The 25,694-nt window shown below is 48.0% G+C and carries 24 protein-coding genes; 12 read left to right on the top strand and 12 right to left on the bottom strand.

Annotated features, from left to right (window positions below):
• Positions 1-653: 653 nt before the first annotated feature.
• Genes HZA49_06130 through phnD form a run of 3 tightly spaced genes read right to left on the bottom strand, consistent with a single transcriptional unit; the run spans position 654 to position 4,348 of the window.
• On the bottom strand, positions 654-2,003 hold the full coding sequence (locus HZA49_06130) for a sigma-54-dependent Fis family transcriptional regulator (protein MBI5779016.1): 1,350 nt from the start codon (positions 2,001-2,003) through the stop codon (positions 654-656).
• A 3-nt stretch (positions 2,004-2,006) separates the two neighbouring features.
• Entirely contained in the window at positions 2,007-3,422 is a 1,416-nt protein-coding gene (locus HZA49_06125) for a HAMP domain-containing protein (GenBank protein ID MBI5779015.1), read from the bottom strand.
• Positions 3,419-4,348, bottom strand: coding sequence for a phosphate/phosphite/phosphonate ABC transporter substrate-binding protein (phnD, locus tag HZA49_06120; protein MBI5779014.1), 930 nt, complete (start codon positions 4,346-4,348; stop codon positions 3,419-3,421). Before phnD ends, HZA49_06125 begins: the two co-directional genes overlap by 4 nt.
• Before the next feature lie 602 nt (positions 4,349-4,950).
• On the opposite strand from phnD, the gene HZA49_06115 reads away from it, so the two are divergent.
• The 7 genes from HZA49_06115 to HZA49_06085 all read left to right on the top strand — a co-directional run bounded on the left by HZA49_06115 (position 4,951) and on the right by HZA49_06085 (position 10,783).
• Positions 4,951-5,442 (top strand): hypothetical protein, encoded by a 492-nt coding sequence (locus HZA49_06115; protein ID MBI5779013.1) that lies wholly within the window; start codon positions 4,951-4,953, stop codon positions 5,440-5,442.
• Positions 5,443-5,465: 23 nt separating this feature from the next.
• Positions 5,466-5,654: a hypothetical protein gene (locus HZA49_06110; GenBank protein ID MBI5779012.1), complete on the top strand. Its 189-nt coding sequence runs from the start codon at positions 5,466-5,468 to the stop codon at positions 5,652-5,654.
• Positions 5,655-5,672: 18 nt separating this feature from the next.
• Positions 5,673-5,939 (top strand): hypothetical protein, encoded by a 267-nt coding sequence (locus HZA49_06105; protein MBI5779011.1) that lies wholly within the window; start codon positions 5,673-5,675, stop codon positions 5,937-5,939.
• The gene (rsmH, locus tag HZA49_06100; protein ID MBI5779010.1) at positions 5,940-6,827 is read left to right on the top strand and encodes a 16S rRNA (cytosine(1402)-N(4))-methyltransferase RsmH; all 888 of its coding nucleotides are present in this window, start codon (positions 5,940-5,942) and stop codon (positions 6,825-6,827) included.
• A gap of 142 nt (positions 6,828-6,969) precedes the next feature.
• Positions 6,970-7,269, top strand: coding sequence for a hypothetical protein (locus tag HZA49_06095; protein ID MBI5779009.1), 300 nt, complete (start codon positions 6,970-6,972; stop codon positions 7,267-7,269).
• Positions 7,270-7,417: 148 nt separating this feature from the next.
• Entirely contained in the window at positions 7,418-9,121 is a 1,704-nt protein-coding gene (locus tag HZA49_06090; protein MBI5779008.1) for a penicillin-binding protein 2, read from the top strand.
• Positions 9,122-9,193: 72 nt separating this feature from the next.
• Positions 9,194-10,783: a UDP-N-acetylmuramoyl-L-alanyl-D-glutamate--2,6-diaminopimelate ligase gene (locus tag HZA49_06085; protein MBI5779007.1), complete on the top strand. Its 1,590-nt coding sequence runs from the start codon at positions 9,194-9,196 to the stop codon at positions 10,781-10,783.
• 659 nt (positions 10,784-11,442) lie between these two features.
• Here HZA49_06085 and HZA49_06080 read toward each other — a convergent pair.
• The 6 genes from HZA49_06080 to HZA49_06055 form a co-directional block, all read right to left on the bottom strand.
• A complete protein-coding gene (locus HZA49_06080; protein MBI5779006.1) occupies positions 11,443-12,951 on the bottom strand; it encodes a hypothetical protein in 1,509 nt (502 codons plus the stop codon).
• A complete protein-coding gene (locus tag HZA49_06075) occupies positions 12,948-13,802 on the bottom strand; it encodes a hypothetical protein (GenBank protein ID MBI5779005.1) in 855 nt (284 codons plus the stop codon). Before HZA49_06075 ends, HZA49_06080 begins: the two co-directional genes overlap by 4 nt.
• Before the next feature lie 270 nt (positions 13,803-14,072).
• A complete protein-coding gene (locus HZA49_06070; protein MBI5779004.1) occupies positions 14,073-14,870 on the bottom strand; it encodes a hypothetical protein in 798 nt (265 codons plus the stop codon).
• Positions 14,871-14,932: 62 nt separating this feature from the next.
• Positions 14,933-15,589: an NYN domain-containing protein gene (locus HZA49_06065; GenBank protein ID MBI5779003.1), complete on the bottom strand. Its 657-nt coding sequence runs from the start codon at positions 15,587-15,589 to the stop codon at positions 14,933-14,935.
• Between the two features lie 178 nt (positions 15,590-15,767).
• Positions 15,768-16,262 carry a hypothetical protein gene (locus HZA49_06060; protein ID MBI5779002.1) on the bottom strand — a complete coding sequence of 165 codons (495 nt, stop codon included), beginning with the start codon at positions 16,260-16,262 and terminating at the stop codon, positions 15,768-15,770.
• 89 nt (positions 16,263-16,351) lie between these two features.
• A complete protein-coding gene (locus tag HZA49_06055; GenBank protein ID MBI5779001.1) occupies positions 16,352-17,044 on the bottom strand; it encodes a sigma-70 family RNA polymerase sigma factor in 693 nt (230 codons plus the stop codon).
• A gap of 383 nt (positions 17,045-17,427) precedes the next feature.
• On the opposite strand from HZA49_06055, the gene HZA49_06050 reads away from it, so the two are divergent.
• From HZA49_06050 to HZA49_06035, 4 genes are all read left to right on the top strand, one after another.
• The gene (locus HZA49_06050) at positions 17,428-17,715 is read left to right on the top strand and encodes a hypothetical protein (GenBank protein ID MBI5779000.1); all 288 of its coding nucleotides are present in this window, start codon (positions 17,428-17,430) and stop codon (positions 17,713-17,715) included.
• A 33-nt stretch (positions 17,716-17,748) separates the two neighbouring features.
• Entirely contained in the window at positions 17,749-18,504 is a 756-nt protein-coding gene (locus HZA49_06045; GenBank protein ID MBI5778999.1) for a trypsin-like peptidase domain-containing protein, read from the top strand.
• Between the two features lie 144 nt (positions 18,505-18,648).
• Positions 18,649-19,455 carry a hypothetical protein gene (locus HZA49_06040; protein MBI5778998.1) on the top strand — a complete coding sequence of 269 codons (807 nt, stop codon included), beginning with the start codon at positions 18,649-18,651 and terminating at the stop codon, positions 19,453-19,455.
• Positions 19,456-19,607: 152 nt separating this feature from the next.
• Positions 19,608-20,477: a hypothetical protein gene (locus HZA49_06035; protein ID MBI5778997.1), complete on the top strand. Its 870-nt coding sequence runs from the start codon at positions 19,608-19,610 to the stop codon at positions 20,475-20,477.
• Positions 20,478-20,586: 109 nt separating this feature from the next.
• Here HZA49_06035 and lysS read toward each other — a convergent pair whose 3' ends face one another.
• On the bottom strand, positions 20,587-22,149 hold the full coding sequence (gene lysS, locus HZA49_06030) for a lysine--tRNA ligase (protein ID MBI5778996.1): 1,563 nt from the start codon (positions 22,147-22,149) through the stop codon (positions 20,587-20,589).
• A 202-nt stretch (positions 22,150-22,351) separates the two neighbouring features.
• Between lysS and HZA49_06025 the strand changes: the two genes are divergently transcribed.
• Positions 22,352-24,682: a tetratricopeptide repeat protein gene (locus HZA49_06025; protein ID MBI5778995.1), complete on the top strand. Its 2,331-nt coding sequence runs from the start codon at positions 22,352-22,354 to the stop codon at positions 24,680-24,682.
• 7 nt (positions 24,683-24,689) lie between these two features.
• Here HZA49_06025 and HZA49_06020 read toward each other — a convergent pair whose 3' ends face one another.
• A complete protein-coding gene (locus tag HZA49_06020; protein ID MBI5778994.1) occupies positions 24,690-25,115 on the bottom strand; it encodes an HIT family protein in 426 nt (141 codons plus the stop codon).
• A 43-nt stretch (positions 25,116-25,158) separates the two neighbouring features.
• On the bottom strand, positions 25,159-25,692 hold the full coding sequence (gene rplQ, locus HZA49_06015; GenBank protein MBI5778993.1) for a 50S ribosomal protein L17: 534 nt from the start codon (positions 25,690-25,692) through the stop codon (positions 25,159-25,161).
• Between the last annotated feature and the right edge of the window lie 2 nt (positions 25,693-25,694).

Below are 25,694 nucleotides of genomic sequence, written 5' to 3'. Positions count from 1 at the left end.
GGTATGCCAGATTGCCTGAAAACAGTGGAAAATGTCACAGTGAATTATATCACTATGGCGTATAATAGGTTGGAAACAACAAAAATATAAGAGACCGTAAGGTAGAATAGACAGATTAACCGGGTAGATGTTACGAAATAGTAACATTTGACTGCAGTAAATTATTATAACGCATTTAATATCAAGCAGATAAGATATAAATGTTACGATAATGTAACATCTGTTTGGTAAGGGTTCTAACAATAGTATGTTACTATTATGTTCATAGAGGTCTTTCATCGTGGACATCGGGCAGGCCGGGACAGGTATGAGAGACATATCAACCCACCGTGAGAAGGTGTTTATAAGGCACCATCAGGCATATCAACCGATTGCCAGAGGGTGTTTATAGCAGCGCCAGAGGCATATCTGCACGATGCGAGAGGGTTATCAACATGGTATGGGCGGGTTGATATAACGCCGCCAGAGACATATTAACCCTATGCCGGGGTTATATTTACAGAATATGAGGGGATATTTATACCGATACCAGAGGTATATCCACACATGGGGAGGGGGAGGTAGGGGGTAGGGGGGAGAGGTGTAGTGGGGGTGGGGGATAGGTGTAGTCCCCCTATATTTCGCTGGATTTAATTTGGACCAATAACAGGACTTTACTTTATCTTATATTCCCTGATTTTCTCCCAGAGTGTTTTACGGCTGATGCCCAAAATCTCGGCCGCCTTTATCTTCTGTCCGCCGGTTTCCTTGAGGATTTTCTTGATGTGTTGTTTTTCCGTTTCCTTAACCACATCACCGGCTGGTTTTAAGTCAGCGCTAATAATGATTTTCCCTGACCGTAAAGACCTCCGGGAACCAAGAGAAGGCAATACCTCTTCCGGAGTGATTTCCGAACCTTTGCAGAGCGCCACGGCCCGTTCTACAATATTTTCTAATTCCCTGACATTACCGGACCAATCATATTCAAACAAAGCATTAAGCGCCTGGGAAGAAAATCTTTCCACCTTCTTATTGAGCGTTTCTGAATAATGACCAAGAAAATGCCTGGCTAAAAGAGGAATATCATCTCTTCTCTCCCGCAATGGCGGCAGAAAAATAGGAATTACGTTCAGGCGATAGAATAAATCCTCCCGGAATCTTCCTTTAGTAACCTCCTGCCTCAAGTCCTTTTTACTTGCGGCAACAATGCGGACATCCATCTCAATGGTTTCAATACCGCCGACCCGTTCAAATTTCTTTTCCTGCATAAAACGAAGCAGTTTTACCTGGGCAGACAAAGACAAATCATCAATATCATCCAGCAGTAAAGTACCGTCCTTGGCCAGTTCAAAGCGCCCGGTCTTGCGCTCTGACGCGCCGGTAAAGGCCCCCTTCTCGTGCCCGAAGAGTTCGCTTTCCAGGAGCGTTTCAGGAAAACCGCCGCAACTGATTTTGATGAACGGCTTGTCCTTTCGCTTGCTCATATAATGGATGGCTTCGGCAATCAGCTCTTTACCTGAGCCGGTTTCACCGTAAATTACCACCGAGCTATCGCCCGGGGCAATGGTTTCTATGAGCTGGTAAACTTTCTGCATTTCCTTATTCCGGCCGACGATATTATGAAATTTATCCACCTCACTTGTCTTATCAGTAAGCAGGTACAATTCAAAAGCGCGCTGGATTATCATCAAAAGCTCCTCAATCAGGAACGGCTTGGTGATATAATCGTAGGCGCCTAATTTTATGGCCTCTACCGCGTCAGGAATCGTGCCGTGCGCGGTCATAAGTATCACGATGGTTTCATAGCTGGTTTTCTTTATTTCCTTAAGCAATTCAATCCCGTCCATCTTGGGCATTTTGATGTCGGCTAAAACCAGGTCAATGTCGTTGGTATGGTATTGCTCCCAGGCCTCTGAACCGTCAATGGCGGTTCTTACCTCGTACCCCTCCCGGGACAAGGCATTGGTCAGCGCCGAACGCATTATTTCGTCATCTTCGGCGATAAGTATTACTCTCTTGTTCATAATTTATGCGTTTGGCAAAATAATTGTTACCGCAGTCCCTTCATTGGGACAGCTGGTAATCTTAATATCACCTTTATGACGCTGGATAATACTGTAACTGACAGATAATCCCAACCCCTGTCCTTTACCCGCTTCTTTGGTGGTAAAGAACGGCTCAAAAATATGATGCATTGTCCTCTCGTCCATTCCTTTACCGGTATCGTGTATCCGAATATGGATGCTCTTATTATCCGTGATGGAACCAATGGTGAGTTTACCGCCATAGGGCATGGCATCAATGGCGTTTTTAATCACATTAGTAAATACCTGCTGAAGCTGTACCGGCTCAGCCATAATCTCTTCATCCCTGCCGGCTAACTCATTATTAACTTTTATGGATTGTTCATCCAACCGGTGCTGGAATAACAAAAGAGATTCCCGTATAAGTTCAGACAAAGACGCCGGTACCGGCGCAAAAGGTCTATGGTCCGAGATAGTCAGCAACTGCTTAACAATGGATTCCACCCTCATCAGCCCGCGCAGGATGATTTCTAATTGTTCCCGCTCCGCGCTATTTAATGCCGGGTCCCGTAATAACTGACGGGCCGTTAAAAGCATCCCGCCCAGAGGGTTATTAACCTCGTGGGCGATACCGGCCGTAAACTGCCCCAACGAAGCCAGGCGGTTGGCCCGGTCTAATTGCGTCTTGGCGGATTTCAGGTCTTCGTATGCCTGGAATAACTTATCGCTCATCTGGTTTAATGTCTCGGCGAGTATGCCGATTTCATCACTGGTGGTAACTTCAACCTTAACCGTCAGGTCGCCCTCGCCGATGGCTTTGGCGGCGCTGGTCATTTCTCTAATCGGCCTGACGGCCTGATTTACCAGGAAATAGAAAACAAACAAGCCAAGTGAAAGAACACCCAATGTGATAAGAGACAGGGTCAGAGTGCTCTTGTTAAGAACGGACCTGATTGACGACTCGGAAACGCCGATATGAACTGTTCCGATTGTTCCGCCTAAAATCGGCGTGGCAATATCGTGAATAACACCTTCCTTAGTATCAAGTATTTTTATGCTCGAGTCCTGCTGGGGCGTAAGAAAACCGGATTTCAATAAGTCCATCGGGAATCCCTTGTCAAAGGTATGCGCCAGGACTTCGCTACCGCCGGGATTAACCACAAAAATATAGGCCACATCCTTGTCCGCCTCTTTCACATCCTGGATAATCTGGTGCAGATTAACGATATTATTGGTCATAATCGGGTCAATCAGGTTCAGCGACAGAAGCCGTCCCGTGGAAAATCCCTTATGCCGCAATTCCGCAGAAAGTTCCTGCCGGTAAATTACGGTAATCACAAGCAATACCGCCAGTCCTAACAGGATAATCAAAAAGGCAACACTAAATATAAATTTGGCTTGTAAACTATTCTTGTTCATTTAGCATGCCCTTTTAGCATATCACGGATAGGATTGTACCACTTATCATCACCTTCAACGAATTTATCAATCAAAAGTTTCTCTTTAAGAATACTACCGCCGGAAGGATGGGTATGCATATTCAGAAGAACTTCCTGCAACTTCTTCTTCAACCCTACGTCCAGGTCTTTCCGGACGATAAAAGGCGGGTTGCCCCACTGTGGCGATTTGTGGATAATCCTGGTCTGTGATGTATATTTCGGCTGGGTCTCCGCCATATAGTCCCAGACGAAGCTGTTTACCGCGCCGCCATCTATCCATTTCTCGGCCACGGCCTTTATGATATTGTCATGCCCGGGTATGGTGGTGGTCTTGGAAAAGAAAACATCAATCGTGGAATCCCTCCGGGTAACCAGGTAAGCAGGATAAATCCGTCCGGTGGAAGAAAGCACCTGGCTGATGGCAAAATTCTTACCCCTCAGGTCATTAATGCTTTGAAACGGACTGTCTTTATGCACGATGATATAGGAACAATAAAAGGTCGTTCCATTGACTACAGGAACAACCAAAAGTTCCGCGCCGAATTCGTCGTGGGCCGCCACATACGGCCCGCTGCAAACAAAGGCGCAATCAACCTGCCCGTTCTTCAAGAGGTCGTTAATCTCCACATAACTGCTTCGCTGGACAATAACAATCGGCTTGTCTATCTTCTCGGAGATACAAGCCAGCAGGTCGTTGTAATAAACCGCGGTCTCCCTGGGTGAAACAATCCCGCCGATAGCCACCCTCAAGGAATCCGAAGGTGTGTCTTTATGATGTTCCAGAGGCACGGTCTTGCCCAAATCAACCTTTTGCGCCCCGGCCGGCGGGTAATAAACCGTGTAAATAATTATTCCAGTCAGGATAATAAATAAAATGGCAATAATTATTATGAATCTATTAAGCATGCATTATTCCTCAAAATTATTTCATACTGTATCGTAAGTATTTATCAACCCCGTTAGAAGTAGGTGACCCCAAATGATTTCCGGGTCACCGTCTTCTTAAAACAACATCTCTCTTAAGGCAAAAAATATGGCCACGAGTTTTACCCGTATAACTAAAACAAGTACTTCTAACGGGGTCAAGTAATCACATCTATAATCTATACGCATAGAGATCACGATATTACCGGCAAAAAGATATTTGTCATCTCTAAATCTTAAGGTGGCATAAAATCCCATTCCGGCATAATATTGCGATTTATCACCTATCTCAAAATAATTTTTATATTTATATTATTTTCCCCTCAGCCCTATTCCGGCCCAGGCTCAGCACATACCATATATTGTGCTTCCTGATATACAAAGACCTAAGAAATGTATAGTCATCCCAAGCCCTAAACTATGATAAAATATAATAAATATTAATAAATAAAGATTATTTCTTGACAGTCCGATAATATAGTGTAATAAGGTAGGACATAATCCCATAAAGTGGGAGAGCATCCCATATGGGTTATGCCTAACTTAGGACCCAGCGAGAGAGGGCTATTGGGGATAGTAGTCATATGTTCGTTGGCCAATTTAATTATACACTGGATAACAAGAAGCGGCTGGTGATTCCGGCCAAGTTCCGCCTCTCGTTATCAGTTTACAGTGAGCGAAGCGAATCTGACAAGCCCGCATCAGAAGATTACCACCTCTTTGCCACCCTGAAAAAGGTGGAATATCAGAACATGGTTTCCCAATTCCTGGAAATCTATCCGCCTGAGGTCTGGGAAAAACACTTTGAATGGCTCAAGGAAAATGCCAAGAAAAGCCAGGAAGCCGCCTGGTACCTGCGCAAGGTTACCTCGGACACGGAGTTATGTAAGGTTGACCCGCAATGGCGCATCCTGGTGCCCACCCGCCTGATTAGCGCGGCTGAGCTGAAACGGGACATCATGATTATCGGCGGCGGCGACCATATAGAAATCTGGGACCTGGCCAAATGGAACACGGTTTCCCCCTGGCTTAACAACCAAATCCCCCAATTGGAAAAATATATTTATAAACCGTAATAAACACGTAGAGAGAGCCAAATATGAATAACGTCGAAGCTTACGACCGGGTTAAAGCATTTCTGGACACCAACCAGGACATGACCATCACCCCGCCCCAGGGAATAAAAGCAGATGTCACTCTGCTGGTTGATAAATTAGAGCGCCTGCGCTCAAAATTCCCGAAACTAAAGGATGTGGACCTGAGCGACCACATCCGCTTGTTACTTTAATTAGAAAGGAGCCCGCCTATGGATAACGGTAAATCATTTGACCGGGTCCAGAAATTCCTCGACGAATTCAAAGACATGCCTGTAGCCGTGGTTGAATCGCGCGTCAGAGAGATAGAAAACGATATTTATACTATGTTCAATCAACTGGAAAAACTGCACGCCGCCCATCCGGAGATGAAAGAGATTGACCTGAGCGAAGACATCTATGCCCTGGTCCGGATGCTGCAGCATGAAAAAGTCAAGAAGCAGTATCCGCTCCTGGCCCGGGCCGCTGCCCTATTTTAAATAACCGTGCATCAACCAGTTTTACTCAAGGAGGTCGTTCAGTATCTTGCGCCCAAACCCGGCGAGATAGTCATTGATGGCACCATCGGATTAGGGGGCCATTCGGAGTTATTCCTGGCCAGGATTCTCCCGCGCGGCAGATTAATCGGCATTGACCTGGACTGCCAGTCCCTGGCCATGGCGCAAAAGAGATTACTGACCGGTGAGCACATCGGCTCGCTGGACCTGTTCTGTGACAACTTTGCTAATATCGGCGATATTATCGGGAAATTGGGATTAAAAGGCGTAGACGTTATCCTGCTCGACCTGGGGATTTCCTCATATCAACTGGATACGCCGGCCCGGGGCTTTAGTTTTATGACAGATGCCCCGCTTGATATGCGGATGTCTCCGGATAATCCATTTAGCGCCTCAACCGTAGTCAATGACTACCCTGAAGATGAACTCATCAGGATATTCAGGTCCTACGGCGAGGAACGGTTTGCCAAGCGGATTGCCCAGAGAATCGTAAGATACAGGGCCAAGGAGCAGATAACCACCACCGGACAGCTGGTGGAGATAATAAAAAAGGCCGCGCCCTCGGGCTGGCAACGAATCCATCCGGCCACCCGGGTCTTTCAGGCGCTCAGGATAGAGGTGAACAAGGAACTGGACAATCTGGAAAGGTTCTTAGCCGGATTCCCCCAATGGCTCAAGCCGGGCGGCCGGGTCGGAATAATCTCGTTCCACTCGCTGGAAGACCGGCTGGTCAAGAACTCTTTCAGGGAATATAAGAAACAAGAGGTGCTGGAGATAGTTACCAAGAAACCAATTATCCCCACCTCCGAAGAGGCTAAAGAAAACCCGCGCTCCCGAAGCGCTAAATTTAGGGTGGCGGTTAAGAAATAATCGCCACAAAGACACTAAGGCGCAAAGGAATACAAGATGTCATGCTGAACTCGTTTCAGCATCTCTATAGACCCCGAATCAAGTTCAGGGTGACATTATTCTTCGTGTCTTGGTGTCTTAGTGGCAAAAGAAAGGTTCTACTATGCATATAAACAGATTATTTATTATCATCGGGCTTATTACCTTCCTGGGCCTCATCACAGCCTGGCAGCAGATTCAGACCATCCGTTACGGCTACCATATCTCAGCCACGACCAAGGCTAAGGAGGCGGCCATCAGTGAGCAGAAAGCCCTGACCCTCAAATTGACCTCCATCAAATCACCCCAACAACTTCTGGCATCAGAGGCACCGTCTAAAACCAAAATGGTTTCCCCTGACTTATTGAATCAAAATCAGATAAATAACCAAAACGGGCACGGCGTAGCTTTGAAGCCACGCTAAGGAACGCCGTTATGTCATTCCTGCCCCTGCTTTCGCAGGGATAAACTCCAGCAGGAATCGCCGCCGGAGTTCATCCCGCCTTAGCGGGACGGGAATGACAATTATGTAGGGTGTTTCACTAAATCCTATACTGTGTACTTACTTAATTATGTTGCCTCATCTCAAACGCGCCAATATCTTCTTCGCCGGCCTGGCTGTCGTCTTTGCCGTCCTGGCTATCCGGCTGGGCTATATCCAGATTTACCAGCACAGCAAATACCGGGCCATCCAGGTATCCCAGGCATATCTCAAGGTGGACACGACACCGGAAAACGGGATGATTCTGGACCGGAACGGAAAAATCCTGGCCCTGTCCCGGCTGGTGGACTCGGTCTATCTGGTGCCCAAAGACCTGGACAACCACCCCACCGAAATCAAGCAACTCGCCTCGCTCCTGGGCCTAAAGCCGGCAGAACTGGCCGCCAAAATCTCCAAGGCCGTGGCGGACGACAAACTCTTTCTCTGGGTCAAACGCAAGATAGACGACGAAACCTCTAAAAAGGTTATCGCTCTCAACATCAAAGGCATCGGCACCAAAAAGGAATATAAACGATTCTATCCCGAAGGCACGCTGGCCTGCCATCTCATCGGTTACCGGGGCATGGATTCTCAGGCATTGGACGGGATGGAACTCTATGCGGATAATTATCTCAAAGGCGAAGCCGGTTATGAATTCCTGAACCGGGACGGCCGCCGGCGCCTGTTCGTCTCCGACCTGCCTAAAAAACCGGCCCAGCCCGGCCAGAACGTCTATCTGACCATTGACATAAATATCCAGCACATCGCGGAAAAGAACCTGCGCGAGCTCTGCAAGAAATACCAGCCCAACCGGGCCGAGGCGCTGGTCATGAATCCGGCCACCGGCGAGATTCTGGCCCTGGCCCAACTCCCGGCCTTTGACCCGGCCGAATACCAGAAATATTCTGAAAAGGTCCGGCACTGCAATATCTTCACCGACGCCTACGAGCCCGGCTCGACCTTCAAACCATTCGTGATTGCGGCCGCGCTGGAACGGGGCGTCTGCACCACCAAAGACAAATTCTTCTGCGAGAACGGCAAATACAAGATGGGCAAGCGGACGATTACCGACCACAAACCCTACGGCTGGCTGACCCTGCCTGAGGTGGTGATGCAATCCAGCAACGTGGGTATGACCAAAATCGGCTCCCAGACCCCCAAGGAGTCGCTCTACGGGATGATAAAACGCTTCGGATTCGCCGGCACCAGAAGCGGGCTGGACATCCCGGGCGAGCATCCGGGCTTAATCACCTCCCTGAACAAATGGAGCAATTACACCACCGGCTCGGTGGCTATGGGCTATGAGGTCAGCGTTAATTCGTTCCAGTTAATCCGGGCCTATTCGGCATTTGCCAACAACGGCTATCTGGTCCAGCCCAAACTACTCAAGGAGGTCATAGACCGCGACAACAAAACCGTCTATAAGAATGAGATTCAGCCACTAACCAATCAGATAATCTCGCCGGAATTAAGCAAGCAGGTATCCACGATATTAAGGGGCGTAGTCCTGAGCGGCACCGGTACCGCGGCTAACCTGAAGACATACGCGGTAGCCGGCAAGACCGGCACCGCCCGCAAATTAGACGCTAACGGCAGATACTCCACCCAGAAATACCGGAGTTTATTCGTGGCCTTCGCTCCGGTAGAACACCCTGACATAGCGGTTCTGGTTTTGGTGGACGAGCCCAAGGGCCAGTATTATGCCAGCACGGTGGCCGCGCCGACCGCCGGCGTGATTATAGATGAAACCCTGAAATACCTGAAAACTCCTACAAGAGTAGCGAACACCAGGTAACCAAGCATAGAGCAAGGAGCGTATAGCATAGAAGAAATATCTAAGCTCTAAGCCCTATGCTCTAAGCTTATTATGGAACTCTCTGAATTAAAACCTATCCTGCTTGGGCTCAAAGGGACCAAGCTATACAATTTCCGGAACCTGGACATCACGGGCGTCAGCTACAACAGCAAACAGGTCAAGCCGGGCGACCTGTTCGTGGCTATTCCGGGCGCCAAGACCGATGGCGCGTATTTTATCCCCGAGGCGCTCCAGCGCGGGGCCGTGGCCGTCATCTCCAACCAGAAACTCAATCTCTTTACCATGGTGCCCTATATCCGGGTATCTGACCCGCGCGCGGCACTGGCCCTGGCCAGTAATCACTTCTTCCATTATCCATCCCGGAAACTAAAGGTCATCGGCATCACCGGCACCAACGGCAAGACCACCACGGCATATTTGATAAAGAGCATATTAGACAAGATTCACCCCCACACCAAAGATTTTGGTGTGGGGGCGGGCTTAATCGGCACGATTGAATACCTCATCGGTGAGCGGCATATCCCGGCCCCGGTAACCACGCCCCAGTCCTACGACCTGCAGAACTATTTCGCCCAGATGTTAAAGGACGGAACTAAATATTCAGTGATGGAGGTCTCATCGCACTCGCTGGTCCAGAAACGGGTGCTGGGCATTGACTTCCATCGGGCTATCTTCACCAACCTAACCCGTGACCATCTGGATTTCCATAAAACCCCAAATCAATACAAGCAGGCCAAGGCAATACTGTTTAAGAACCTGTCAGCCGAAAGCATTGCTATACTCAATGCCGATGACCCGGTCAGCAAATACTATGCTAAAATAACCCCGGCCCAGGTAGTGTGGTATCACTGCGGTAATCTGGGGACACAATATAAGAATTGTGTCCCCAGATTCCGTGGGATTCTAATCCAGGCCCAAATCCTCTCCTCCTCGCTCTATGGCAATACCATCCTGCTCAAAACCCCGATAGGCGAGACGACCGTTCAGAGCCCGCTCATCGGCCGGCACAATGTCTATAACATCCTGGCCGCCGCGGCCACGGCCGTGTCCCTGGGTGTGCCGGTGGATACCATCAGGGAAGGCGTGGAACAATTCAGAATGATGCGGGGCCGACTGGAGACCATCCCGAATAATGCCGGATTCACCGTGATGGTGGATTTCGGGCATACCGAGGATGCGCTCAAGAACGTCCTGGGCTCGTTAAAACCGCTGGTCAAGGGCAGAATCATCACGGTCTTTGGCTGCGGCGGAGACCGGGACAGAGGCAAGCGGCCTCTGATGGGTAAGGTCGTCAGCAAACTCTCGGACCTGTTTGTCATCACCTCTGACAATCCGCGTTCCGAAGACCCGCTGAAGATAATCAAGGACATCAGGAAAGGCATCCGCTCCCCTCACCTATCCTCTCCCCCCTCACCCTTCCCTCTCCCCTCTGGGGAGAGGGTTGGGGTGAGGGGAAAGGAACGGGTGAGGGGCTATTATGTAGAACCGGACCGGTATGAAGCCATCAAAAAAGCGCTATCTCTGGCGCGCCAGGGTGACTTGGTTCTGATAGCCGGCAAGGGCCACGAAACCTATCAGATTTTTAGAGATACGGTCAAACCTTTTGACGACCGGGAGGTAGTGAAGCAACTGCTCCAATAACCCCAGCATTTTTTCAACACCCCTCCCCTATTCTTTAGACCGGTTAAGGGGTAATCTTTTTCGCCGGGGGGTAGGTCATCTTCACCCTGAGTATGGGTCATCTTCACTCTGGGTATGGGTCATCTTCACCCTGGATGGGGGTCATCTTACCCCTGGGTATGGGTCATCTTCACCCTGGGTATGGGTCATCTTCACCCTGGGTGGGGGTCATCTTCACCCTGGATGGGGGTCATCTTCACCCTGGATGGGGGTCATCTTCACCCTGGGTATAGGTCATCTTCATCCTGGGTATGGGTCATCTACATCCTGGGTATGGGTCGTCTTCACCCTGGGTGGGGGTCATCTTCACCCTGGGTATGGGTCATCTTCACCCTGGGTGGGGGTCATCTTCACGCCGGGTATGGGTCATCTTCACGCCGGGTGGGGGTCATCTTCACCCTGGGTATAGGTCATCTTCACCCTGGGTGGGGGTCATCTACACCCGGGGTGGGGGTCATCTTACCCCAGGGGGGGCTACACCCCCCTGCCTGCGTAAGGGATTGATTTGTAAGGGGTTGCGCCCTACAATAACGTGATTTTTAGACGGAAGTCCCGTCAGGGAGGACCACGGAAATAGCCGAAAATGGGGGTTTTTGGGTCTGAAATGGATCGTTTTAATGCTATTTTAACTCATGATATTTCCATGACCGACTAAGCTGTCTTGATGCTTTTAGAGCAGAACTCTCTTCCTTAATAAAATCCTTTACAGTAATTTGTCTTGTTTTAACTAACTTGAATAGTTCTTTTAAGCCATCTGAATTAACAACTATGACGTCAGCTTTTTCTGCTACAGCCTCAGCTTCAACCGGCTTTTTGTTAACTACAAGAATAGGTCTTACATCACATATTTCATTATCTATGCGTGCCTTTATTAGTTGAGAAGCCTCATCGATTTTATCTATGTAGTTTTTTTCTGGTGTAGCCAGTTTACAACTTATAACACAAAGTATCCTGTTTTTGGCATCATAGGATAATAAATCTACAGAGCCTAATGGTTGCCCTTCGCGGTTCTTTTCTATAAAATACTCATATTTATTCAACCATATTGTCGACATTCCCCCGGCATTTAACAATTTACAAACGCTCTCCTCAAATACGTCAGATGCTCCCCACCGTTCAAATTCCTTTTTCTTACCGTTGTCCTTATATAATTTTGACGCCTCTGGCTTTTCTATAACTTTTAAAAGCTCATCATCAGGCATAAATAAAGAAAGCGCGGTATATAGAGGTGAAGGATAAACCTTACTCGCTAACAGCAGTTCCTGTACCGAATGATATTCTTCATAAATAGGATTCGTAAATTCAGCATACCTTAACTCCAAGTACAAATTGCGTTCTTTTTGGTCTTCAGACGAAATTGTTTTGGTTATGGTCTTTTCTAAAATAAGTTTTTCGGATTCTGATTTGTCGATTTTTTCACTTAAATTACCAGAATTTATGCCGCGGGTATCGTTTGCATACCATCCTAAGAGAAATAACGGACTAACATCTTTATGATAATTAATAGTAATATTAAGTTTTCGTTCCTGAGTTATTTTCGTATCAGTTATCTTGGCATAAATAGGCACAACTATATCAATCTGAGGCGACCCTTCAAATCTAATTTCTAGCTCACTCTGGATTAGATGTTTAATATATCCGTAGCCAAAATCAGGTAGCACTTTCTTGTATTCTTGGTTTATATCAAGTGTTGCAAAGATGTTTCTTATTGGGTCTGATATTCGGGGATTATCCGGTCTTCCTATATACGTGTTAGGATGACTCATGAAAACAGGCCAAATAGAACCATAACCAATGGATGTGTGAAAGCTATCATTAGGACTGTTTTCAATATCCAAATTCCATAAGAAATCAACCTCCGTGCTACAAATCATTAGCTTTCCCTTAGTAGCAAGTTCTGTCTTAATACGCTGATATTCTCCAATAGGCAGTTGGCATTTGATTAACCTGAACGCTCCATGTTCTTTTTGGCTTGGTGTTTTATCTACTATAGACCCGTTCATCGAGAAAGTTATCTTGGTAGCAATGTTGATAAAATTATTATCCCCATCATTAATTGCCAGTGTTCCAATATCTATGCTCTTGTAACAAGGCATTAAGTGCTGTAAAACGTCTTTTAAGGTGGTCATATTGGTTTATTCAAATGTTTAGATAGAAAATCTTCTATGCATTCCAGGAAAAGTGGGAAGACATTATTTTTTATATTATTAAGCGGTGATTCTAATTTATCCTCGCGTATAATATCTATAAAAAAATCACCTTTCACTTTTTCAGATAAATTGGAATAATAAAAAGGAATGCTGTCAATTGGTTCAATATCTTTCTTTTCATAGTTATATAAGTAAAGTTCTTTACGCCATATTAATACAAGATGTCTAAGCGTTACGTAGGGTGGCCTAACATGAATCTCTTGCATTCTCATAAAATGCAGCGTTTTTATTAATGGTTCGATGGCATCATAGAAGTCAGAATTGTCAGCATGAAATTTACTATCGCTATTTTGTTTGGATTCTTTAATAGTGCATGCTTGATATCCTATTTTTATATTATGCGAAAGATATGGCAGGAAAACTGGCTTAATTTCATAAAACCAATTACTAATGGGTAGTGGCGGTTTGTTCTGGAAAAATTGGTCAAGGCTTCCAGAAAAAACAAGATGACAACTCGGCGTAATAGGGATTGTTGATTGCCGAGGGAAAACAATCAGAGGGGAATTATATCCTTTACACTCTATAATAACGTCAAGGGTAGTAATTAAATTATCGATTTCTTCGCTTTCCAACCTATGGTGCGCAAGTATATCAATCTCCCTTGATTCTTTCGTGTCCTGGTCTTCAAACTTAAAACTCTGGGAAATTCTCCATCCCATATCGTCCAATTTTTTGGCAACTCTTTGCTCCATTAAATATCCTGATTTGTCGATTGCATCTAAGATATCTTTCTTATTAATAGACCCCTTTGGGTATTTAGTTTTATTCATGGATTTAATCTTTATTTTATATGAATTTAGGCAAGCAGGGAAACCATCGCAAGATTAGCGCAAACGTTAAAATTCAATGCTAGCTTTATCTTCATAGTCACCACCTCCTTTATTAAACTAAAATTAACTAACAAATTAAAATTAGCGAACCACACCAGAAATACGGTTACTAAGAAGTGGCCTGCATCTAATCCCGCCCAAGGAATTGAACCTTGAACTGCATGCCCTGTTAGCCTAAATTCATACCAACTAAACATTCTCCTTTCGGTCTTATTTATTAGGTAGGATTTGATATACAAAATGAACAAAATCATCCCACTTTCCCTGGGCATGGTAATCGCGGCAACTACATATAAACAAAGTTATGTGAAAACTATGCCTAATGTCTTCCTTTAATATCTTGATTGAAAAAGTATTTTCTTTTTGCCATGTAAGCGACTTGCTCGTGTCAGTACTTATGCCATATTTTAACGCCTCTCCTTTTGGATCGGAAGCCGTAACTATGAAATCGATTATATCATTGGGTCTTAATATTGTTTTCGTAAAACAGATAGTATCGGGATATTCTTTGGGAGCCCATATATTACCAATACTATCTCTTACACTTTCAATTCTCGGGAAATAGTCCTCGCCTGTTTCATTTTTGCTTCGATAACGGATTAAAAGACTCCTGATTTCTCCTGCTATTCCCATTGCCAAGTGTTTTTGATGTGGTAGCAATTCTCTTCTATGTGCATCAGGGTCGCGCAACTTTTCTAATTCCTCAAGCCACACTTTCATTGTTTTCCATTCACTAAATACTTGGGCGAAGACATCAGCCCAATTCTTTTCAAGGATAGTTTTCAAGTCGTAGAAATCAGCATAATAAATAAGCCGTTCTTCAACAGTTCCCGTTTTCTGGCGCTTTTCTTCTATAGATTTCTTCTCGTTCCATTTTGTTATTCGTTCCGGCGTAACGCCGCATTTCTCAACCCAACTCTCTCCGAGTTTTTGTTGCAGCATAAGCGCGATAAAATCACGAAGAGAATTTTCGGTATCCTTTAATGATTGTGTAATATCTATATCCATTTCACTACACCCTCTTGCTTTCCTGCTGGAAGCTCTTGCGTTCGGCCTCGGTCAGGCGATATTTATGGTTGGCTTATATCAACCTCAATTACCCGGTCCGAGTGCTGGCGCATCTCGCTATTTAATTGTTCAATCTTTGCTATGGCAACGTGGATGCCTTCTTTCCTGGCGAACTTCATCGCCGGTATAAAGTCGTTATCAGCGGCAATCAGAATAACCGTATCTACAATGTTTCTTGTGGCAAGCCAGGCAATATCAAGGCCGACTCTCATATCCACGGCTTTCTGCTTGAAATCAGGGACAATGTCAAATGCGGTTAATTGCTTTCCGGCTTTAATCTTATCAATAGCACCCTTAGAGAGTTTCCAGTCATGACAGGATAGCTTGCCTAATCTTAAGGCAACGAAATCCTTTTCAGCCAATGTTCTCTGGAAATTGCTTATCGCCGTAAATAATGGGTTTTTAGAATAATCGTTCTCATGGCTATTTATCGGGTTAATCAGTTTATACCCGAAAGGAGGGGCGTCGTAATAGTAAATCCTGAATAGTTCTGCTTCATCTCTATCAATTTGACCAATAGCGGGGCTTGATAAGCAAAACATTGATAGTGATTTATTTGCTATCTTTATAACATCATCTGCTGTGATATTTTTCTTGGTTTTAACATGAAATATTTTGGATAGAAACCCGCCGTCAATCAGAATCGCTACCTTTTTCATATAAACCTCCCTATAAATGGATTGGGCTCTTTACCCCAGTTAAGGGATAAAGAGCCCGTTTTGCCAGCCTACTGGCGTTCGGATTTAATTATTTCTAATGTAAATATATACATTATATCGTATTTGTCAAGTAAAAAGTGAAATGTATTTTCATTTATTGAAAATACAGGGTTTTCACTTACCTCATCTCCACAAAGGTATTTGTCCCGTGGTCGTTGAGGTTGATGCGCTCCATACAGACCAGGTAACCCAGGGCCTGATGGAATTTGTCCGCCGGCAGTTTGGACCTGCTGGCTAAATCAGGCAGGATGACCTGGGTCCCGTCCTTTTCCAGGATTTGATAGACCGTATCCGCATCGCGGATAATCCGGCTGACGGTCTCGGATTTGGGCTTGCTCGCATCATCGCCGCTCTTGATGCGGCTAATCAGGTCGTCCATCTTCTGGCGGAATTCAGGCGTCTTGGTGTGTTTCTCGGTCGCGGCCGCGGCGTAGATTTCCTCGTAGCCCAGGAATGCCTCGCGGCAGGCGGAGCATCCGGCCAGGTGCTTGAGGACCTTTTTGACCCGGGCCGGGTCTAACGAGGCGTTTTCGCCGGTGGCCAGGTCAACGATGTCCAGCCGATAGTCCTTGCATTCTGGATTCAGTTTCTGCCCGGTCTTTTCGTTTGCCATATAAATACTCCTCTTAGAACCAGTTAGAAATCCCGAAGGGATGCCCTTTACTGGTTCTTATCCCGACAGTATTTGTCGGGGTCGGCTTATTACGCGCCGCTCAGATTACCTAAAAGACACTCTGTCCTTTCAGGTCTCTCTGTTCCGGGATGCACAATCTGAATCGTCATCCCTTCTATATACTCCCTTAATCTGTCCAATAACCTACAATGTTCAGTCCGGAGTTGTCCAGCATTACTTCCCGGAAACTCCGGCATATCCTTAATTTTGTCAAACGGGACCGGCGGCTCCTGGTTACGCAGGTCAATGAGTTTGCGCTCTTCGGGCTTGAGCCGGTCCAGCGCGGCCTTGAGTTTCTCCATCCTCCGCTCGGCGCGCAGGGTGTCCAGCGAGTCGGCAAACCGGCGGGCCGTGATGTCCGCGGAGATTTCGTCCTGATACTGGGCGCTAATCGGTTTTTCCAGATGTTTCCGGCTCTGGTTCTCGTGGAGCGTTATCTTTTTACAGATATTAAATGCCCAGGTTCTGAATGAGCCGTCATATTCCGGCCTGAACCGGCGGTCTTTCAGCAATTTGAAGATGAGTATGAAGACAACCTGGAGAATGTCATCAATGAACTGCCGGTCCTTATATTGGCTGGACCTTAAGGCGAATCTCCAGAGCGGCTTTTCATACCGGTGGATAAGGATGGCTACCGCTGAGTTATCGCCGTTCTGGTAGGCCATGGCCAGGGATTCGTCGGTTTTTACCCCGTTAGAGGCGTTATCATTGGAGTTTGTCATAGGTTTTAAACTGTCTTAATCTATCAAGTCAGGCCGCCTCTAACGGGGCGCGGTCATCAGGCATATCGGTATCTTCTTACTCGCCCGTACGGGCGAGTTATCCCGATGAACCCAGCCCATAGATTATGGGCTGGGTGAACATCGGGCCTATATTTTATGCTAAAATTATAGCATTATAACCCTTTTTGTCAAGAGGAGTTGTAAGAATCTGCTCAGAAATCTCATTTTCCACTGTAACATTCGGGCACTTTGCGTATTAACCTTATGGAGGGAAGAGAGAAGAGTGTGAAGAGCGAATGACTAAGAAGCCCTCGCTGTAAGCGGGGGTCTAAGGGACTGTAACGCTCCTTGGTCGCTAACAGTCCCTAAGAGGAGACATGATTATGAGGTGCAAGGAATATAAATGTAAGAGCCAGGTGGCCGGGGGCAAGAGCCTGACGGCGCTGGCAGCCCGGCTGATGGGCTATTGCCGGAGCCATTATGCGGAGCATTTTCCCAGGCGTAAGCCGTCAAACCTGCCGGCGGCCCGGATGGGCGCGGAACGGCTCCTGGGTTGGTCCGAGCGCCGGGAAGGCGAACAGGCCGGGTTTAACCCGGATGTTTGGTCTCCGTCATTCCGCCGGGAGATGGAGGATTACTGGGATGCACGGATGAGAGGCGAGGTAGGTTAGGAAATTAGGTAATTGGGAGATTAGGGGGATAATATGAAAAGGATATTAGGATTAGTTTTGGGGTGTGCGCTGTGCGTCGTGGGTCTTGTGTCTTGGGTCTTAACTCAGGATGCCCAACGCATAACGCAGGACGCAAAAGAGATAGTAATAGTCAAGGCGCCGAGTAAAGAGCCAAGAAATCCATATCAAGAGGAATATGAGAAGATGCTCTACCCGACCGTAAGAATAACAGCCGGGTTCTCGACCGGGTCTGGCGTAGTCATTAGTCATACCCAAACCTATATCTTAACGGCGGCGCATGTGGTAGAAGACCAGAGTGTCGTTGATGTAGAACTGTATGATTTCACTAATATCACAGCAACGGTAGTTATAACTGACACTGATAATGATTTAGCGTTATTACGAATTAATAGAGATTGCTTCGCTGACGCTCGCAATGACATTGTTGTATATTCCGCACGCCTTGCCCCGGAGAGTTACATTGCCTACCTCTTCACCCCGATTTACACCGTGGGGTGCTCTCTGGGGCTTAAACCTCGGCCATCACAGGGGATTATATCCGCTGTCAATACTGATTCCTGGGAAGTGTCAAGCCCAATATTACCGGGTAATTCAGGCGGCCCGGTTTACGATGCCCGAACCTATGAAGTAATCGGAATAGCAGTATGGGTTAAGACATATCAAGGACAACTCGTTACTACCATGGCCGGTATAGTTCCTATCAATCAAATCTATCAATTCTTGGACACACATTCGCTTCGCTCAGTGCAAGCAGATAAACACGAATAATCAACTCGGTAATTCCGCTAAGCGCGCAGTGGAATGACCAATCGTAACTTTGTCCCGATGTCGCTAACGCTCATCGGGATAACTGGCTGATAACGCCCGGACGGGCTAACAGCCAGTAACAGGCAACATAAGGGGGTGATTACAATGCCAAACGAAATTAAATTGGATGTGTTAATAACCATCCCGGTTAGTTTGGGACCAGCGGGCGATATGCCTGACCGGTGGGTTGAGGGAATGCTCAACAACACCGAGCGCATGCATGACCGGATGCTGGAAGTCCTATCCGATGAGGGTAGGTTCCAGTCCATACTGGCTGAGGTATCTAATCAGAAGTGGAGGAAGATGATTGACCCGGCATTCGTGTCTGATGCAGGCAAGAGCGGGGCAAATGTCATCAGGTTCCACTATAAGAAGTTGGCCGAGTCATACGCTAAATTTGTGGAGAAGTACGGACGTGCTTTTGCCACGGTGGACGGCGTATTCGGCAAGTTCTTCAAGGACCAGGTAACTAACGCCAAGGACAGATGGGCGATTGCGGTCAGCGATGGCTCGTTACGGTTTACCGGCGATAAGGTGCGTGGTATGGTGGTGCCTCAGATAGGTTACTGGATGACCGGCGACCCCAAGGCCAATAAGTTCACAGACCACGTGGAGAATGTTGGCGGCGGAGGTCCTTACGATTTCACCAAGCCGGGGCTGAGGAAACAGTTCCGTGCTGCGATAACCAACCTGCTGGTATCTGCGGGGATGTATATCCTCAAGGCGGATATGGATGCAGGCGAAGTCACGGCGCAGAACACCCGGCTGGTTGACATGGCTAATTCCTTCAGGGATACCACGGTCGCACCGGTGAAGCCGTTCGTAGTGGGTGGCGGAGCAACCGATTCGCTCCTGGAGTATGAGTATTCCGACCCGGAAATCAAACTCCATGCACGGATAGTGCTGGTTTAGTGCGCCAGCAAAGCGTGAGTGGGGATGCTGCAGCGTCCCCCGACCACGCGTTATGATAACTTGAACGAGATTGCTTCGTCGTCCCGCTGGGACTCCTCGCAATGACTGTCATTGCGAGCGATAGCGAAGCAATCTAAAGGATTAAGTGTTTTATGGCATACAGAAGAAACTATTTTATTGATGGACAGGTTACCACGCCTATCATCGTTGAAGGCGCAGTGACCGAGGAAAAGATTGCGGATAACGCCGTCACATCCGCCAAGATTAAGGACGAGACCATAACCGGGGCCGATATCGGAGCCGGACAGGTCCAGACCGAGGATATTGCGGACGGGGCCGTGACCCAGGCCAAATTAGGCCCGGATGTCTCGGTCGTTCCGCTGGCTGATAATTCGGTTACGACTCCCAAGATTGCGGATAACGCCGTGATTGCCCAGAAGATTGCCAACGGGCAGGTTACATCAGATAAGTTGCCCAGCGGAGCAGTGACATCCATTAAGATTGCGGATGGCGCGGTAACCAATTCTAAGATTGGGACTAATGCCGTGACTGCATCAAAGATTGCGGCCAATGCGGTCGGCTCATCGGAGATACAGAACAACGCCGTAACCACGGATAAAATCCTGAATGGCGCGGTGACGCCGGCCAAATTGTCGTTTACGCCAACGGCGGCCGGGATATACGTTCCGAGGTTGGTCACCACATACGATTTCCTGTTAGCCGGTTTTCCAATATCAGGCGCCTGGCAGGTGGACGGCCTTGATTTGTCGGGCATCGTGCCGGCCGGCGCCCGGGCGGTCCATCTCGGTATCGTGGCCATATCGCCGGTCGGTCCATCGTTCTTCGTATTGCGCCGGGACGGGGTGAATCTGACCAATACTATTAATTGCTCGCCGGTACTGGCCGGCGTTCCGATGGATAAAACGGATATCCTGGCCATTGATTCCGACCGGCTGGTGGATTATTATATCGCCGCCGACATTACCACATTGCAGTTGGCGGTTTTAGGATGGTTTATTTGAGCGGCGGCCCCGCAATTCTGCGGGGTCTAAGAGTCAGTAATTCGTTTCACTCAAACTGACTCTAAGAGATGCGGGACGCTGAAAGGACTAATGGGACGCAGATTCTCTTCTACGTATTCCTGAGTGTCGGGAAGAGAATGACATCCCGGATGGACGGGCTGTTGGTCAGGAGCATTATCAGCCGGTCGATGCCGATGCCCAAGCCACCGGCCGGCGGCATTCCGTGCATCAGGGCATTGACATAGTCCTCGTCAATAGAGACCATGCCCTCGGCCTTGTTCTTGAGCTGGCATTCAAACCGCTCCTTCTGGTCCAGCGGGTTATTGAGTTCGCTGAAGGCGTTGGCCAGTTCCATCTTGCTGATAAATAGTTCAAATCTTTCCGCTAACTCTGGGTTATCTCTCTTGGCCTTGGTCAGCGGGCAGATGGCCAGCGGATAGTCGGTGATGAAGATTGGCCCGGTCAGGTTGGGTTCGACTAATTTCTCGAACAGGTCCCCGGCAATGTGTTCAAAAGAACGGGGAATTGGGTTATTGGGTAATTGGTCAATTAGGGGAATATTCAGCGCCTTGGCCTTGGCTATGACCGCGGGCTGGTCGTGCCAATCCACCCCGCAATACTGTTTGAAGAGTTCCATATACGGCGCCCGTTTCCAAGGCGGAGTCAAATCTATCTCCTGATTGTCGTATTGTATCTTTAGACCCTGATTGTCATTCCCGTGCAAACGGGAATCCAGTTCCGATGAGTGGTCTGGATTCCTGCTTTCGCAGGAATGACGCAATGAGTCATAAACATTTCGGGCCGCATGGACAATCACGCCCTCAGTCAGGTCCATCATGTCGTTGTAATCACCGTATGCCTGGTATGCCTCCATCATAGTGAATTCGGGGTTATGTTTGACCGACATACCTTCGTTGCGGAAGTTGCGGTTGATTTCATAGACCCGTTCCAATCCGCCGACCAGGAGCCGTTTGAGATACAATTCCGGGGCAATCCTGAGATACAAATCCATATCCAGGGTATTGTGATGGGTGATGAAGGGCCGGGCCGCGGCGCCGCCCGGAATCGGATGCATCATCGGGGTCTCCACCTCCATAAAGCCCTGGGCGTCCATATAGGCGCGGATGGCCTTGATGATGGCGCTGCGCGTCATAAAGGTCTGCTGGACCTCTGGCGCGGCAATCATATCCACATAGCGCTGGCGGTAGCGGAGATTGACGTCCTGCAGTCCGTGCCACTTTTCCGGCAGGGGCAATAGCGCCTTGGTCAGGAAGGTCAGGGTCTCGGCCATGATGGTCACCTCGCCGGTCCGGGTCTTGAAGAGCTGGCCTTTGACGCCGATGATGTCGCCGATATCGAGCAATTCGTATATCTGGTAATCGCGCTGGCTGATTTTATCTTTCTTGATATAAATCTGGACCTTGCCGGTCTTGTCGCGCAGGTCCATAAAGGCGGCCTTGCCGTGCGACCGGATGGAGAGTATCCGCCCGGCCGCGGTGGTAACCTGTGGCGGCCCTGCAGGAGCACCCTGCTGGGCAGGCGTGGTTTCCTGGAAATTATCGGTGATGGCCTTAACCGCTGTGGCGCCCCGGAACTCATAGGCAAAGGGATTTATCCCCAGCGCCTTTAGTTTGGCCAGTTTCTCTAAGCGAATCTCTGATTCTTTGTTCATAGTTTTACTTCATTACACAATCATACTATAAAATGCAAGAAAAACAACAACAGGATTAAACGGATTTAGCGGAAGGTAAAATCTGTTTAATCCGCTAAATCCCGTTGTTAATAATTTACTAAAAGTCATTGCGGATTTACTATTCAGCCATAACTTTCCTAATAATTGACAATTGCCACCCGTTATTATATCAATACTATTTATGGCACTTGAAAAGTTAGGCGAATTTGAATTAGACCGTTCCAAACTCATCGGGAAAGGTTCCTGGGGCGAGGTTTATATCGGACGCCAGGTATCCCTTAACCGGCCGGTCGCCATCAAGCTGTTAAAACCGGAACTCACCCAGGACGAGGATTTTATCAAAAGATTCAGGCGTGAATCAGAATGCCTGGCTAAAATGGTGGATGAACACATCATCCAGGTTTATTCAGCCGGAGAATACCAAAGTTCCTATTATTTCGCCATGGAATTAGTCCAGGGCCAGCCCTTGAGTAAAATAATTGAGACCAAACATAAATTCAGCGATAAGGAAATCGGCTATGTCGGGGAATCGGTTGCCCAGGCATTGAAAACGGCCTGGGAATCACCGGCCCGGATTGTCCACCGCGATATCAAACCCTCCAATATTATGGTGGCCATGCCCTCATCCGTGAGGTCCGGTGTCTCACAGATGAGTACACTGGACATCAATCTTATGGAGTCGAGAATCAAGGTAATGGATTTCGGATTAGCGAAGATTATGGAAGGCGACCACGAGGCAACCATGGCCGGCGCGGTAATCGGAACCCCTAAATACCTGTCACCCGAACAAGGTATGGGAAAGGCGGTTGATATCCGCTCCGATATTTATTCGCTGGGCATTGTCATGTACGAGATGGCGACCGACCGTATTCCGTTTGAGGCCGGGACGGCTGTAAGCATGATTCGCCACCATATTTATGACACGGCGATTGCGCCGAGCCAATATAATCCCGATATCCCGCTCGACCTGGAAGCCGTCATTATGAAATGCATCCAGAAAGACCCGGACCGCCGGTATGCCAGCCCGACTGAGTTACTGGAGGATTTGGACGCCTTCCGGCACAGGCAAACAGTTATTCATGCCCGCGATTTCCGCCGTTCTGTGGCAATGGATGCTACGATGAGGCCGGCGGGAAACATGAACCCGGTCCAGCCGAAAAGCCGACTGCCTCTTTACTTCGGCGCGGCCGGCGGAGGGATTATCCTGATTCTTTTGGTTTACATAGCTTTTTTCAAGGCGGCTAAACAACCCGAAGGAACGGCCAAGACAGCGCCGCCCCGGGGCAATACGGCATCCCATAAAAATATCAGCAATGAGAACTATAATATGTGGATGAATAACACCCGGTCGTTTATAGAACTGAAGAAATGGGATGAGGCCTGGAAGACGCTCAATAACATCCTCAGACCGGCGCCTGATGACATGGCGGCCTTGGCGCTGAAATCTAAAATCGCGGTGGGTTATTATAACCTGGCCACCGACTATTGCGCGGTTCCGGATTATGCCAACGCCATTTCCTATTACAACAAGGCAATCGGACTAAACCCTGAATATGCCGACGCCTATCTTGACCGCGGAGTCGCATATTATGATAACGGCCAATACGACAAGGCGCTGGCTGATTATAACAAATCCATAGAACTCAATCCGCGGGACAAACTGGCTTACTTTAACCGCGGCTTGATTTATTACTACCAAAAAGATTATGACAAGGCATTAAAGGAATTCAATAAAACCATAGAACTTGACCCGCGCTATACCGGCGCCTATCTCAATTGCGGCATTATTTATTTCAGCCGCAACGACGACGACCGGGCGATTGCCAATTATTCCAAGGTTATCAACCTTGACCCCAAGGAAATAAAGGCGTATTATAACCGTGGGCTGTCCTATTTTAACAAGGGTGACTACAGCGGCGCCATTGAGGATTTCCACAGCGCCCTGAAACTGGACCCCCAATATTTAAAGGCATACCAGTATCTCTGGCAGGCCTATGCGGCCAGCGCCAAATATGACGATGCCATCGCGGATTACACCCGGTTCATTGACGACGACCCCAGTAATTATTTAGCCTACAATTACCGCGGCTTGGCCTATTATTATAAAAAGGATTACGAAAAAGCCATTGCGGATTACAACACCTCTCTTGAATTCAAGGCCGACGCAATTGCTTATTACAATCGTGGCCTGGCGTATCATTCCCTGGGCGAGTATGATAAAGCCATTGCCGACCTGACCAAGGCCCTGGAAAATAACGCCGAAGACCACCTTTCCTATTACTACCGGGGAATGGCCTATGCGGCCAAGGGCAATCACGACAAGGCGATTATCGATTATACCCTGGCGATTAAAATCGTCCCGGGCGAGCCGCTTTATTATTACTACCGCGGCATTTCCTACGAAGGCAAAGGGAATACAAACAAAGCCAAGGCGGATTACAAAAAGGCGCTGGAGCTTGACCCCAAATTCCAACAGGCATCTGATAAACTGCAGGGAATCGAGCAAAAATAAGTGTTGATTATTCTGCCAGTTGTTTCCTGATTTCCTCAGCCAGTTTCTGCGATTCCTCATTCTGATAGGTTCCAATCTGCCAGTTGAAGTGGATGGGGTCGTTGGGCCTGCGCGGGATAAGATGGAAATGCAGGTGGGGAACCAGCTGGCCGGCGCAACGCTGGTTATTCTGGATGATGTTAAAACCCTCGCATCCGGTTGCTTTGAGCAACGCGGAAACCACCTTTTGCAGATTCTTAATAATACCCGGCAACTTGCCTTCAGGCACGTCCAGCAATGTGGCATAATGCTCTTTGGCGATATAGAGCGAATGGCCGAAGGTAATAGGATTGATATCCAGAATGGCAATGGCTGAATCGTCCTCAAAGAGTTTGGTGGATGGGATTTTGCCGTCAACTATCTTGCAGAAGATGCAGTCGGAGTTTGGGAGCATAGGGCTTAGAGCCCAGCCCATAACTCATGGGCTGGGCTATTGTTTACTTAGCCGCTGTTTCAACCTTTTTAGCCTTGGGCTTTTTCTCCCTCTTAGCGGGACTGGCTGCGGCCTTGTCGGCTTTGGCTGGTTTTTCTGCCTTTTCGCCCTTTTTCTTGTCCGGCTTGGCCGGTTCGGCCTTGACCACCAGTTCCCAGATGACCCGTTTGGCGTTGTCGCCCAACCGGGTGGCTGCAAAGCGGCCGGGATGCTTCATCTTTTCCAGGCGCGAGCCGCCCAGTTTAATGATGCGGGTATAACCGCCCGGCCTATCCTTGAAACGAGGCGCTATTTCCTTGACCAGTTTGCTGACCACCGTCTCGTGCTGGAGCCGGGAAATCAACATGCGGTAGTGATGCAGCGACGGGTCTTTGGCCATGGTAATGAGTTTCTCGGCCTGGGGCCTGAATTCCTTGGCCTTTTCTTCGGTGGTGGTAATCCGTTCGTATTCGAAGAGCGCGGCCATCAGGTTGCGCCCCATCAGTTTATAGTGGCTATCCTTACGTCCTAATTTACGCCATTTCTTGCCGTGTCTCATAA

The sequence above is a fragment of the Planctomycetota bacterium genome (assembly GCA_016235865.1).
Taxonomy (GTDB): Bacteria; Planctomycetota; MHYJ01; order JACQXL01; family JACQXL01; genus JACRIK01.
This window is presented reverse-complemented; position numbering and strand designations above follow the sequence as displayed.